This is a genomic window from Paraburkholderia caledonica, from assembly GCF_000383275.1.
GTDB lineage: Bacteria > Pseudomonadota > Gammaproteobacteria > Burkholderiales > Burkholderiaceae > Paraburkholderia > Paraburkholderia caledonica.
The window spans coordinates 112,036-124,433 of sequence record NZ_KB911035.1 but is presented as its reverse complement, the minus strand read 5'-3'; the positions used below and the strand labels follow the sequence as shown (position 1 = coordinate 124,433).

Sequence of the window (12,398 nt, the reverse complement as noted above, 5' to 3'; positions counted from 1 at the left end):
ATTAAGTGAGGATACAGATACCGACGCTTCAGATGGTCCCCGCGACTTGTTTCAGTATGCTCATCGGACCGCGCGTCCGGACGATGTCCATTTGTGTTTCGTTGCGCACGAAAAGCGATCCGGCAAACCCCAACGCGTTGATCGAAATGCCCTCGCTGTGCTCGGCGCGGCGAGGCACGAGCATCATCCATCGCGTAGTGACGAGCAGGTTATAAGGTGCCGATTGCAGCGGTTCACCGTCCACATCGACAGCGTGCAATCCGGTTGCGGCGAGCAACGACATGTACCGCTCGAAAGCACTGTGCGCCAGTTCCAACGGACGCGATACAAGCACCGGATCGAAGCCGACAAACGCATGCGCAAAGTCGAGGCCCGGCACCGTACCGACGGAGCCGTCCATGCGCGCCGACGCCAGCAGCGGTTCTATCGGCAGTGGTGGCGTAGTGTCGTCGAGCGGCAAGGGCGCGATCTGTAAATGCTTATGAAGCTGACTTGCGCCGGCTTCGGGGCCGCCGTTGTAAAAGCCGAGACTGTCGAACTGCGTCATGCAAGTGAAGAGCGCGCGGAAGTCCGCGAGATTCAACAGCGCTCGCTGTAGCTCGAAGCGGCGCGTAACGATCAGCACATGGTGATCGATTACGTTGAATTTATTGAGCAGGACGAGATGCGTGTCGGAAATGTCGGCGACGAACAGATCCGGGTCGTAGGGCAGGAAAGGGTTGGACGCGCGAGCGCCGCTCGATCCGGCTTTGCGCTGCTGCGCGTCCTTTTCTTTGCGGGCGAGGCTTGAGACTTGCCGGACCACAAACCGCACGCCGCCGTCATCGATGGTAGTGCGGCTCGTTTGTATCGGAAGCAGCGCGCCGCGATCGAGCGCATGTGCGGTTTGGCGGAGGATGGCCGGCCATAACGCGCCGGCTTGCTCGGGAAGGGAGGTGTTCATCGAAAGAGGCAAGCCCTGTTTGGACGACATGCAGCTTCCTTTATACACTCGGCCGACCTGCCTCGCGCGGAGAAGGTCACGCCTGTCACCGTTCAGTTCTCTGCGACGAGTTAGCGCCTCAGTTCTGCGATGATTTTCTCCGCGAGAAAATCGCACGGCGGCCGTTTCGAAGCCGTGCTTCGCGCGAGCACGACTTCGAGCGCTGCGATTTCGGGCAGCCCCTGCGCATGACCGAGCAGCGCGAAATGCGCGGGTACGGCGCATTGTGCGAGCGGAACGATCGCAAGGCCGGCTTCGGCCATCGACACGAGGCCCATCAGACTCGGACTTTCATACGAGGTCCGGTAGCTGATCTTCGCGTGTTCGAGGCTGCGGATCGCATTCTCCCGCGCGACGCTGCCGGGCAAAAACACGGCTATCGGCAACGGCCTTTCGCGCCAGATGTCGTGTGCGCTCGGCGACGCCGCCCAGACCATCGGCTCGAGCCGCAAAAACTCGCCCGACAACCCTTTGACCCGCGTTGCGCACACGAGATCGACGGAACCGTCCTTCACCATGGGCGCGAGCGCGACGCTCGGCAGGCCGACTACCCGGATTTCGACCTTCGGATAAGTTGCGGAGAATTTTTTGAGGATTGGCGGCAGTAGGGAGGACGCGTAGTCGTCCGGCACGCCGATACTCACGCGGCCGGTGACGTCGGGCCGAACCACGGCGGCCCAGGCTTCGTCGCGCAGCGCCAGCATTCGCCGCGCGTAAGCGAGCAGCACTTCGCCGTCCTGTGTCGGTATGACGTTCCTCGGCTTGCGCACGAAAAGCGGCTTGCCGAGCGCGGTTTCGAGCGTCTTGATCTGCATGCTCACCGCCGATTGCGAGCGGTGCACGACTTCCGCCGCGCGGCTGATATTGCCGGTGTCCGCGACGGCGACGATCATCGTCATCACATCGAGATCGAGTGCTTTCAAGGTCTGGTATCATAAAATCAAATAGATTCCATCAATATTACGCGATTTTCTTAAATGTTGACGTGCGGCATAGTGCAGGCAAAGGAGCCAGTGTATGAACGCCCGAACCGATTTCTCCCTGCTTGCCGCGCCCGAACTATCGTTTGCGACCATCGCATCGGGCATTAGCGTGCCGTATGTCGAGTGCGGAACGGGAGAGCCGCTCGTCTTCGTGCATGGCTCGCTGTGCGACTACCGCTACTGGAGTGCACAGGCAGCCGCGCTGTCCGGGCATTTCCGCTGCATCTCGGTGAGCTTGAGCCACTACTGGCCCGCAGCCTACGCGTGCATTCAGGGCGAGTTCGGCTGGCAGACGCATGTTGCCGAACTGGCCGAATTCATCGAGGCGCTCGGCATCGCGCCTGTGCACCTGGTCGGCCACTCGCGCGGCGGTTGCGTCGCGTTCAACCTGGCGCGCGAGTACCCGCGACTCGTGAAGACGCTTACGCTTGCGGACCCTGGCGGTCCGTTACAGATAGACGGCATGCCCGACGCGTCGCTGCCGACCGCGACGAACGCGCTGCGCGCACGCGTTGTGGACTTGATAGAAGCAGGCGAGATCGACGCGGGTCTTGAACTGTTCGTGGACTCGGTCAGCGCGCCGGGCTCATGGCGCAAGAGTTCTATAGCCTTTCGCACGATGGCCACGGACAACGCGGCCACCTTGCCGAAACAGCTGCGTGATCCGTTGCCCGCATATTCACGCGACGCGGCGCGCGGTGTGAAATGCCGAACGCTGTTGATCGAAGGGCAACGCAGCCCTCGCATGTTCCGCAATAACGTCGAAAAACTCGCGGACTGGATCGACTACGCGGACAAGCAGACCATTGCGGGCGCGTCGCACGGAATGAATGTGTCGAACGCTGGAGCTTTCAACCGGCTCGTGCGTTCGTTTGCGAGCTCTTGAAGGTGCTTTTAAAGGTGCTTCTGAAGGCCGCCGCCTGGCGCTGAAACGCCTCGCGGCGGCGTCAATCCTCAAACACTTCCCGGCTCTGCTGCGGGAGCCCTCGTCCTCGCTCTGAGGAACCGGCCGCGAATCCAGTCCCTCAACGGAGCGACCAGCCGCTCCTGGAAATACACGGCCGCAATCACCGTTCCGATCAGATACAGCGGATAAGTCGCCATACTGGGTATGACTTCTTTCGAAGCCGCGACGCATTCGGAGAAGTGCGAAGCGCACCATAGGGGCGATTTGCCGATAGACAGCAGTTTCAACACCTTCATCATGACGAGGAAGATCGGCACATGAATCGCAAATAGCGAGAGTGCCGAGTTCCCTAAACGAGTCGATAGCGCCGCGAATCTGGACGGAACCGAAAGGCCGGCGAATACGGCGACGAGCAACAGCTCCGCAGGCATCAACGCGCCGTTATGAACGAGATAACGTGTATTGATGGATCCATGCGACTCGAACCACGCAGCGGCTGCGAACGAGCCTGCAAACACCAGCAACGCTGCGGCAAGCTTCATGCCGCTGCGGTGTATGGCGGTCAGATGTCCCTCGCGAAACAGTCCATAAAGGACGATACCACCCAGAAATTCCGGTAGTCGCAGCACCGGGTTGCGGGTGACTATGCCGACCGCGGCGGGACCGTACCAGTGCATCAGCGTCGCAAGCACAGGCGGGACGAGGTAAAGCACCCACAAAATCAGTAACAGCCGGTGTTTGTTTCGGGCTTTGAGAAGCCGCGGCGCGAAAAACGGAAACGCGAGATAGAAGAAAAACAATGTCGCCAGCGACCATGATGGCGGATTAACCGACCCGTATAGCGGATTCCACACCTGCAGCAAGAACAGGTTCAGCACGAAATTAATAGCGGTCTCGGTGGGGCCGAGCGTAACGTAGTGCTCTGCGTCGTCGAGCGACATGATCGCGAACTGCTGGTATCCGCGCGTGCCTGCCGCCGAGACGAGAAGCACCAGTACGAGCGCAATGAGATGAACGGGGTAAAGATTGGAAAGGCGCTTCACGAAAAACTCGCGCGTGCCGCCCCGCAACTCGACGCTTCGCCCGAAGTAGACGTGGGCGAGAATGAAGCCCGACAAGATGAAGAACGAACTCGTGGCGAAGCCGCCCAGGTTGGCCAACTCAACGAACGGAAGCGTCACGTACTGCGGATACTGATGTATCGAATGAAACACCATCAAATACACAGCCAGCGCGAAACGCAGTACATCCAGGCCAACGAACTTGTTCATCATCACTTCCATGCAAATTGTTGCGGTGACATCAGGTGCAACGCACCGGGCATGCTTTAAAGATTGAAACGAACCGCAAACAACAATTGATCTTGCTTCGGATGACTAAAGGCGACGACGGGCAAGAGGATTTGCAATGTAACGAACGGCGAAATCGGAGAGCGTCGAGAAAGGCAGCAAACAGAGACTCGACAAAGCGAGCGTGCCAATCTTTTTCTTGTAGCTCCAGAACGGGTTCCCCACGATAGAGCGGAAGTAACTATGCGACTGCCGGCTGACCCATCGCCAGCGTTTCGTGAACGGCGCCTGATAAACGGCAGAGCAGAAATGGGCCTTCTCAAGCGAGAAGTCATGAAACGACAGCGGAAGTTCGATCCCCAGACGCGCGCGCGCCATTTGCCGCAGAATGGCCCAGCGTTTGGTCAGCGCCTTGGGTGCTTTGTCGTTGCTTTCGGAGTTTGCGAAATCAATCCCCGAGTTTTCGGTGCGATGCACGCGGTAAGCACCGAGCGATTCCGGAATCGTTGCGACGGCTCCTAACAAGGCGACGCCGTAGATCGCATAAAAGTCCGCTCCGTAGCGATTGATATCAGCCTCTGGAACGGGAAATATCTTCTTTAATGCGCTTGTGCGGTAAGCGTTGCCCGATGCAGGCGGCGACGGATATAACCATCCCTGGCGCAAGGGGCTGCCGCAGTCGCTGGGAGCCGCGGAGTGCGGTACATATGTACCCGACGGCTTGCCTGCGGGATCGATGACGTCGAGCCGGAACTGGACCTTGACGAAGTTTCCGCTATCGAACACGCGCATCACTTTCGACACCGCGTGAGAATAAAGCAGATCGTCGGAATCGAGCAGAATGACAAATTCTGTCTCTATCAGGTTCACTGCATCGTTATATGCGGATACCTGGCCGCCATTTTGCTTGTAAAGCGCTTTAACGCGGCAACCGTAACTTTCTATGATTTCACGCGAGCCGTCGGTCGATCCGTCGTCGATTACGAGCACCTGAGTAGCCGGATAATCCTGATCGAGGGCTGAGTTGATGGCCTTAGCGAGGAAGCGGCCATAGTTGTAATTGCAGATGACGATTGTCACGTTTTGCATATTTATTCACCACCTGTCATGAACCGGGAGCGCAGCGTACCGGCGACTACTGCCCGCCTTGGGTTCGCTCGCGCTGGCCTCTGGAGCCAGCACGAATCAATTTACCTTTCCGTTCGTTGCCCCGCCAACGGGTGGTAGTGCGATATGTGCGGTTGATAACACAACTGGACGCGGCTCGCGTGAGCTTCGGTAAAGCGGGGAAAATGCCCTTATGCGGCGCGCGTTACCTGACAAAAGTTGCCGAAATAAACCGGCAAACGTTACGCCGGTTGCGTCGACGGAATCGGTAAAGGCGGCCTTGCTGAAAGGAATGCGTCCGGCACGAGTTTTCCCCACTCGTAGTCGATCTTGTCAGGCGTGAATGGCAGTACGCCCGCGCCGGGCGTAAACGTCAATTCGCCGAAGTAAATCTGGTTATCCGGCGCATACAGGTCCACGCGAACATAATCGAAATCGCTGCATAGCCTGGTGGCGGCGTCCAGAATGGCTTCCAGGTTCTCCGGGCGGGGCGACGGCTCCGCACTGGGTTTGTAGGCGCCAATCGCCATGTCCAGATGGTTCCAGTTCGCGTCGTATATGTCGCCATGCGTATTCGAGCCGAACCGGTCCGAGATCACCAGAATGTAAATGGTAGGCCTTCCACTTCGGCCGCCAAAGCAGTGCAGTTTGTAGTCGGCGGGAATCTGGCCGCTCTTGTCGAGCAACAGGTGTTCGAAGAAAACCCGTGGCTCGATCTGGCGATAGTGTTTCTCTCGCGCGATCTTGTAGAAGTCGAGTGTCAACCAGTGATCGGCAAGCTCTCGCAGTTCTTCGAAAGAGCGTGTGGACTTGTCTCTCACCACCTCCACATAGCTGCTGCCGTGATTGGCTTTCATCACGAACGAGTTCGGCAGCGCATCGAATACTTCTTTCGAAAAGGTGTCCGGCGCTGCGAGCAACGGAATTACGTGCTCCTCGCCCAGCACTCTCGCTACATATTTTCTGACCGTAAGCTTGTCGGTCAGCTCCGCGAACCACGGATCGGGCCGCAGGCTTTTACGCAAGATCTTCTCATTGAAGGTAGTGGGGCGCAGCAGGCTCGGATAGCGGCCAACTTCTTTGTGATGCAGCAAGCTCAGGAACAGTGGCGCCGGTAATAGTGACTTGGCCGCTTCCTTTATCTTGCGGACTGTCGATTGGCGGCGCAGTGGGGCGGTACTTGTGGACGATGGCGCTTTTTGTTGAGGTACAGAAGGGCCGGATTCACCCGGAAACTGGACTGAATTAGTCGTCGTCATTTTTCGAATTCCCGTAAGTTATTCGCGCTACATCAGGGGCCCGGCCAGGCCTGCCGATGTATCACGATGCGAGGTTAACGTACGGAAGTCGCGCTAAATGCCAGCGTCGCTAAACGAAGGTGTTTTGGCCTAATCCCATGAAGGCGGCCGATTGTGCGCGGACATGTTTTCGAACCGAAAGCATGTGGCTGCAGGGTATCGGCGCCTTGCGGTGCGCTGGCCCTTAAGGATGAAACCTTTCGGTTTGTTATTTTTAAGAACGATTAAGGACTTGGACAAGGACTCGGCGCAAGCCCGTCGATAGACTGCATTCCAGTTTTTCCTCGCTTGTGAAGCGAATGCGGCATGTTTTCCCTGTTCAGCAAACCCTTATCGACACTTAGGACGTACAAAGCCATGGCTAATCCGAAACTGCAAGTCCTCACGCCTGCGAACTCGCAGATCATCTTTATCGATCACCAGCCGCAAATGGCTTTCGGCGTCCAGTCGATCGACCGGCAGGTGCTGAAGAACAACGTGGTTGGCCTTGCCAAGGCCGCACGCGTGTTCAACATTCCCACGACCATCACGACGGTGGAATCGGAAAGCTTCTCCGGCTATACGTACCCGGAGTTGCTGGATGTGTTCCCCGGCCACAAGGTGCTGGAACGCACGTCGATGAATTCGTGGGACGACCAGAAGGTTCGCGACTCGCTCGCCGCCAACGGCCGCAAGAAAGTGGTGGTGGCGGGTCTGTGGACCGAGGTCTGCAACAACACCTTCTCGCTGTGCGCAATGGACGAAGGCGACTACGAGATCTACATGGTGGCAGACGCGTCGGGCGGCACCTCCAAGGAAGCGCATGAATATTCGATGCAGCGCATGATCCAGGCCGGCGTTGTTCCTGTGACGTGGCAACAGGTGCTGCTCGAATGGCAACGCGACTGGGCTCACAAAGAGACGTACGACGCAGTCATGGGCATCGTCAAGGAACATTCCGGCGCATACGGCATGGGTGTCGACTACGCGTACACGATGGTCCACAAGTCGGCGCAGCGCGCGGCCGGAACGCACGAAGTTCTCGCGCCCGTGCCTGCACGCAAGTAAGCGCTTAGGCCGCATGCTGCGGCCAGCGCGTCGCATTGCCTGGCTTCAGGTCCGGACATGCGGCGCGTAAATCACGGCCGGATCCCGCTGGATCGGGTCATGCAGCGCCTGCACGAGTTCAGCGCGATGTGAGAGCACGGCGCGCTGATTGATCGAGCCTTTGTCGGTTATTTCACCGAGGTCGAGCGACGGCGCGACGTCGAGCAGACGCATCCGCGCGATCGTGGTCGCGCCGCCTGTCGACTCGCGATTGAGCCGATCGAGCAATTCGACGAAGAACTGCCGCACGGCGGGCGCGCTCACGACTTCCGACGCGCTCGCCGACGAAGGCAGTTGCGCGAGGCGCCGGCAGTCGTCGAGTCGCGGGAACACGAGCAAGCCGACGTCGTCGCAATTCAATCCAGAGACGACCACGTCCTGCACATATGGTGCGCCCGCCGATATAACACGCGCGCGCATCGGGCCGACGCTGACAAAGGTGCCGGAACTGAGCTTGAAGTCTTCGGCAATGCGGCCGTCGAACATCAAACCCAGTTCGGGCTGTTGCGGGTCGACGAACTTCAGTGCGTCGCCACTGCAGTAATAGCCTTCGTCGTCGAATGATTTCCCCGTGGCTGCACCGTCCATTCGCCAATAGCCGCGCATGACGTGGGGACCGCGAAAGCGCGCCTCCAGCTTGTCCCCGATGGGCACGAGCTTCACTTCACAGCCCGGCGCGGGTACGCCCACATAACCGGCGGCCTTCGCGGGCAGCGTCGTGAAGAGGCACGACGGCGAAGTCTCCGTCATGCCGAGACCCGCCATGATGCGAATACGCTCGCCGCAAAAGCGCTCCGTAACCTGTTGCAGCCGATCCCACGCGGCCTGCGAGAGTCCCGCTCCCGCAAAGAAATACACCTTTACACGTGAGAAAAATGTCTCGCGCAGCTTGGCGTCGGTTTCAAGCGCGCTTGTCAGTTCTTCCCAGCCTTTGGGCACATTGAAGTAGATCGTCGGAGCGATCTCGCGAAGATTGCGCAGCGTTTCTTCGAACTTCTTGCCGACGGGCTTGCCGTCGTCGATATAAAGCGTGCCACCGTTATAGAGCGCGATGCCCGCGTTGTGACTGCCGCCGAACGTGTGATTCCACGGCAGCCAGTCGACGAGTACCGGCGGCTCGTCGGCGAACTCGGGAAATGTTTCGCGTAGCATCTGCTGGTTGCTGCATAGCATGCGATGCGTCGTCGGAACGGCCTTTGGCAGCGTCGTCGAGCCTGACGTGAAGAGGAATTTGGCTATGCTGTCCGGGTCGATCGCTTCGTGCGCGGCATCGACCGTAACGGGCGTTGTGTCGAGCAGCGCCGACAGCTTCGTGACAGGGCGGGCACAGCAGCCCGTGGACGTCACGACTTCGACATCGGCCGCAACAGTTGCGTCGATTGCAGCGGCAAATGCAGAGGCGTCGGTTGCGAAGACGAGACCGGGCGTGAGCACATCGAGCGTATGCCTCAACTTGCCAAAATCGCTGGAAACGAGCGAGTACGCCGGCGAAATGGGCGCGTACGGTACGCCGGCCCACATTGCGCCGAGCGCGATCATCATGTGTTCGAGATCGTTGCCGGAGAGAATCGCAACGGGCCGCTCGGCCGACAGGTTGCGCTCGAGCAGCGCCTGGCCGATGGCACGCGCACGCTGCAGCATTTGCGCGTAGCTGATGCCTTGCCATTCCCCGTTCGCGCCGCGGCGCGCGACGAGCCAGCGGTCCGGATGCGCACGCGCGCCGCTTGCCAGCCGGTCGGTCAGGCGCTGCGGATAGTTGCCGGGCATCGCGGCGGACTCCATGTACCACACGTCGCCGTCACGGCGAACGCGGGCGGGCGCCGAACCGATCCGCACTTCGCGATAGCGCACGGGCGTTTCTCTATCGACACTGGATTGCGTCGGCTGCAAATTCACTTATTGTCTCCTTCCCGCAGTCTTCGTCTGCTGCGAAGCATGCGGGATTCGAATGATGCCGCTGAACGGCATTCGTGTCAGATCGGGGTGTTTCCGATCGAAGCATTCTGATCGAGCGGCCTAGATCGGATAGTGACGCGGACCCGTCTGGATCGTAATCCAACGCAGATCCGTGAACTCGGCAATCGACGCCTTACTGCCGAAACGTCCGTAACCGCTTCCCTTCACGCCTCCGAACGGCATCTGCGCTTCATCGTGAACGGTCGGTCCATTGATGTGGCATATGCCCGACTCCACACGTTTCGCGACGCTCATCGCGCGCGCGATATCGCGGCTGAAGACAGCGGCGGACAGGCCGAACTCGCTGTCATTCGCCACTTTCACGGCTTCGTCGTCGGTATCCACGCGCAGCACGGTCACGACCGGCGCAAACGATTCTTCGGCGTAAAGCTTCATAGCCGGGAGAACGCCGTCGACGATGGTCGGCTGCATGATTGCGCCAGTCAACGCGCCGCCGCCGAGTACTTTCGCGCCATGTTCCCGGGCGTCCTGCACGAGCGCCGTTGCGCGTTGCGCGGCTTGCGCGCTGACCATCGCGCCGAGCTTGGCATCCTTCGCGTTGGGTGCGCCGGCAACCAGCGTGCGCGCTTTCTCAGCGAGCTTGTCGACGAGCGCATCGGCTACGCTGCGATGCGCGATCACGCGTTCCGTCGACATGCAGATCTGCCCTTGATTGAAGAAGGCGCCGAACGCAATGGCGTCCACGGCCGCGTCGAGATCCGCGTCTTCGAGCACGAGAACGGGTGCCTTACCGCCGAGTTCGAGCAGTGCGGGCTTGAGATGTTTGGCTGCATGCATCGCGATGATGCGGCCCACGTGGGTCGATCCCGTGAAGTTCACGCGACGCACGGCGGGGTGCGCGATCAACCGTTCGACGATGGCAGGCGCGTCGTCCGGCGCGTTGGTCACCACGTTGACGACGCCGTCGCCGAGTCCCGCATCCTGCAGAACGCTGCCGATCATTCTGTGTACGGCCGGACAGGCTTCCGATGCTTTCAGCACGACGGTGTTGCCGCACGCGAGCGGCATCGCAACAGCGCGCGTGCCGAGAATCACCGGCGCATTCCACGGCGCAATGCCGAGTACGACGCCGCACGGCTGGCGCACCGCGAGAGCAATGTTGTCAGGCGTGTCGGTCGGAATCACGCTGCCGTCGATTTGCGTAGTCATGGCCGCCGCTTCGCGCAACATGTTGGCTGCGAGATGCACGTTGAAGCCGTACCAGTTGGCCATCGCGCCGGTTTCGGCCATGCCGCATTCGATGAACGCGCCCGCTCGCGCGTCCATGATGTCGGCGGCTTTCAGCAGGCGCGCACGACGTTCGGTCGGCCGTAGCGCGGACCACGCCGGAAACGCGGCGGCGGCGGCTTCGACAGCGGCGTCCGCGTCGGCGAGTGTCGCAGCAGGCGCGCGCGAAGCCACGCCGCCGGTAACCGGATCAATCCGCTCGAAGGTGGCGCCGCCCGACGCCGGACAGTCTTTGCCCCCGATCAACATACTTACTTCGTTCACGATGGCTGTCTCCTTTGCATGCTTTTCCCGTGCTGCGCGCAGGTGCGGGCAGCACGGGATCAATGTTTACCTGCTCGTCACTCAGTGCGCTTATACGCCTGAAGGCCAGGCTTGATCGATTTCTGGTCGAGGAATTGCCGCAATCCTTCTTCCCGTCCTTTCTCGGGATCGCGCAGTTGCGCCTGGTCGAGCTTCGCATACAGATAGTCTTCGTTCTGCTCCCACGTCAGTTCGCGCGAGCGTTTGAAACCGTGCTTGGCGGCGCGCAGAACGACAGGGTTTTTCTCGAGCAGCTTTGCGGCCAACGCGACCGTTTTGGCACGCAGTTGTTCGAGCGGCACGCTGCTGTTGACGAGTCCCATTGCAGCGGCTTCTTTCCCGTCGAACGTGTCGCCCGTCATGATGTAGTACAGCGCCTGACGATGCCCGACCGTATCCGCCATTGCCTTGCTGACCAGATTGCCCGGCGGAATGCCCCAGTTGATTTCGGAGAGGCCGAACACGGCTTCGTCGGCCGCGATAGCCAAATCGCACGCGACGAGCGGTGAAAAGCCGCCGCCGAAACACCAGCCGTTGACCATGGCGATAGTCGGCTTCGAGTACATGCGCAGCAGTTTCCACTGCCATTGGCATGCGTCGCGGCGAATCTTTTCCTGCAGAATCTCCGGACCTGCATCGACTTCGCGGAAGTACTCCTTCAAATCCATGCCCGCCGTCCATGCGTCGCCGGCGCCTGTCAGCACCAGTACCTTTGCGTCCGCGTCCAGTTCCAGCGTCTCCAGTACCTGGATCATTTCGCTGTTGAGCGTGGGACTCATTGCATTGCGTTTCTCGGGTCGATTGAACGTCACCCATGCAATGCCTTCCTGGACTTTCACGTCCACCGTCTTCCAGCGACCCTCATAACTTGCCATTTCGTAGCTCCAGCGCGCCTGTGCGCGTATCGATGTTTGTCGTGATGTGCGAGCACCCGACAGCGTTTGCTTTAAAGCTTCAATGCACGCGCCGTATCAGGTAGCCTGATACAAGTCTATTATCAAGCGGCTTTGGACACAATCGCCGCGTGATCGGTGAAAACCCTTGCGTTGAATGTACCTGGGGTATTCACCAAAGACGCTCACCTTGTTTTGTCAGGTCGCCTGATATTTAATATGCTCCATCGCGACTGACCGTAGCGCGTTCTCATGAACGCGCTTTTGTTCAACCATGATGTCAGGAAGCCTGATACATGAGGCGATAAGGATGCATCGGCGGCCATCGACACAATAAACAGCAATC

The 12,398-nt window shown here is 59.6% G+C and carries 10 protein-coding genes; 2 read left to right on the top strand and 8 right to left on the bottom strand.

Annotated features, from left to right (window positions below):
- Positions 1-28: 28 nt before the first annotated feature.
- Both H281_RS0106685 and H281_RS0106680 read right to left on the bottom strand, forming a co-directional pair.
- The gene (locus H281_RS0106685) at positions 29-973 is read right to left on the bottom strand and encodes an ATP adenylyltransferase family protein (RefSeq protein WP_020066310.1); all 945 of its coding nucleotides are present in this window, start codon (positions 971-973) and stop codon (positions 29-31) included.
- Between the two features lie 80 nt (positions 974-1,053).
- On the bottom strand, positions 1,054-1,875 hold the full coding sequence (locus H281_RS0106680) for a LysR substrate-binding domain-containing protein (RefSeq protein WP_174447015.1): 822 nt from the start codon (positions 1,873-1,875) through the stop codon (positions 1,054-1,056).
- 124 nt (positions 1,876-1,999) lie between these two features.
- Here H281_RS0106680 and H281_RS0106675 point away from each other — a divergent pair, with 124 nt between their 5' ends.
- Complete coding sequence (locus tag H281_RS0106675) at positions 2,000-2,851, top strand: alpha/beta fold hydrolase (protein ID WP_020066308.1); 852 nt, start codon at positions 2,000-2,002, stop codon at positions 2,849-2,851.
- Positions 2,852-2,919: 68 nt separating this feature from the next.
- Here H281_RS0106675 and H281_RS0106670 read toward each other — a convergent pair whose 3' ends face one another.
- The 3 genes from H281_RS0106670 to H281_RS0106660 all read right to left on the bottom strand — a co-directional run bounded on the left by H281_RS0106670 (position 2,920) and on the right by H281_RS0106660 (position 6,527).
- The gene (locus H281_RS0106670; RefSeq protein ID WP_027804350.1) at positions 2,920-4,143 is read right to left on the bottom strand and encodes an acyltransferase family protein; all 1,224 of its coding nucleotides are present in this window, start codon (positions 4,141-4,143) and stop codon (positions 2,920-2,922) included.
- Positions 4,144-4,248: 105 nt separating this feature from the next.
- Positions 4,249-5,250: a glycosyltransferase family 2 protein gene (locus tag H281_RS0106665; RefSeq protein WP_020066306.1), complete on the bottom strand. Its 1,002-nt coding sequence runs from the start codon at positions 5,248-5,250 to the stop codon at positions 4,249-4,251.
- A gap of 260 nt (positions 5,251-5,510) precedes the next feature.
- Entirely contained in the window at positions 5,511-6,527 is a 1,017-nt protein-coding gene (locus H281_RS0106660) for an ATP-grasp fold amidoligase family protein (protein WP_027804349.1), read from the bottom strand.
- A gap of 396 nt (positions 6,528-6,923) precedes the next feature.
- Here H281_RS0106660 and H281_RS0106655 point away from each other — a divergent pair, with 396 nt between their 5' ends.
- Entirely contained in the window at positions 6,924-7,613 is a 690-nt protein-coding gene (locus H281_RS0106655) for a hydrolase (protein WP_020066304.1), read from the top strand.
- A gap of 45 nt (positions 7,614-7,658) precedes the next feature.
- On the opposite strand, the gene H281_RS0106650 is transcribed toward H281_RS0106655, so the two are convergent.
- From H281_RS0106650 to H281_RS0106640, 3 genes are all read right to left on the bottom strand, one after another.
- Positions 7,659-9,548, bottom strand: coding sequence for a feruloyl-CoA synthase (locus tag H281_RS0106650; RefSeq protein WP_020066303.1), 1,890 nt, complete (start codon positions 9,546-9,548; stop codon positions 7,659-7,661).
- A gap of 120 nt (positions 9,549-9,668) precedes the next feature.
- Positions 9,669-11,120 (bottom strand): aldehyde dehydrogenase, encoded by a 1,452-nt coding sequence (locus H281_RS0106645; protein WP_027804348.1) that lies wholly within the window; start codon positions 11,118-11,120, stop codon positions 9,669-9,671.
- A 77-nt stretch (positions 11,121-11,197) separates the two neighbouring features.
- Complete coding sequence (locus H281_RS0106640) at positions 11,198-12,034, bottom strand: p-hydroxycinnamoyl CoA hydratase/lyase (RefSeq protein WP_020066301.1); 837 nt, start codon at positions 12,032-12,034, stop codon at positions 11,198-11,200.
- Between the last annotated feature and the right edge of the window lie 364 nt (positions 12,035-12,398).

Bases quoted from the DNA above. Each gene is read 5' to 3' on its own strand.
- H281_RS0106675 (WP_020066308.1), top strand. From the start codon at position 2,000: ATGAACGCCCGAACCGATTTCTCCCTGCTTGCCGCGCCCGAACTATCG.
- H281_RS0106680 (WP_174447015.1), bottom strand. From the start codon at position 1,875: ATGATCGTCGCCGTCGCGGACACCGGCAATATCAGCCGCGCGGCGGAA.
- H281_RS0106665 (WP_020066306.1), bottom strand. From the start codon at position 5,250: ATGCAAAACGTGACAATCGTCATCTGCAATTACAACTATGGCCGCTTC.
- H281_RS0106660 (WP_027804349.1), bottom strand. From the start codon at position 6,527: ATGACGACGACTAATTCAGTCCAGTTTCCGGGTGAATCCGGCCCTTCT.
- H281_RS0106640 (WP_020066301.1), bottom strand. From the start codon at position 12,034: ATGGCAAGTTATGAGGGTCGCTGGAAGACGGTGGACGTGAAAGTCCAG.
- H281_RS0106655 (WP_020066304.1), top strand. From the start codon at position 6,924: ATGGCTAATCCGAAACTGCAAGTCCTCACGCCTGCGAACTCGCAGATC.
- H281_RS0106670 (WP_027804350.1), bottom strand. From the start codon at position 4,143: ATGAACAAGTTCGTTGGCCTGGATGTACTGCGTTTCGCGCTGGCTGTG.
- H281_RS0106685 (WP_020066310.1), bottom strand. From the start codon at position 973: ATGTCGTCCAAACAGGGCTTGCCTCTTTCGATGAACACCTCCCTTCCC.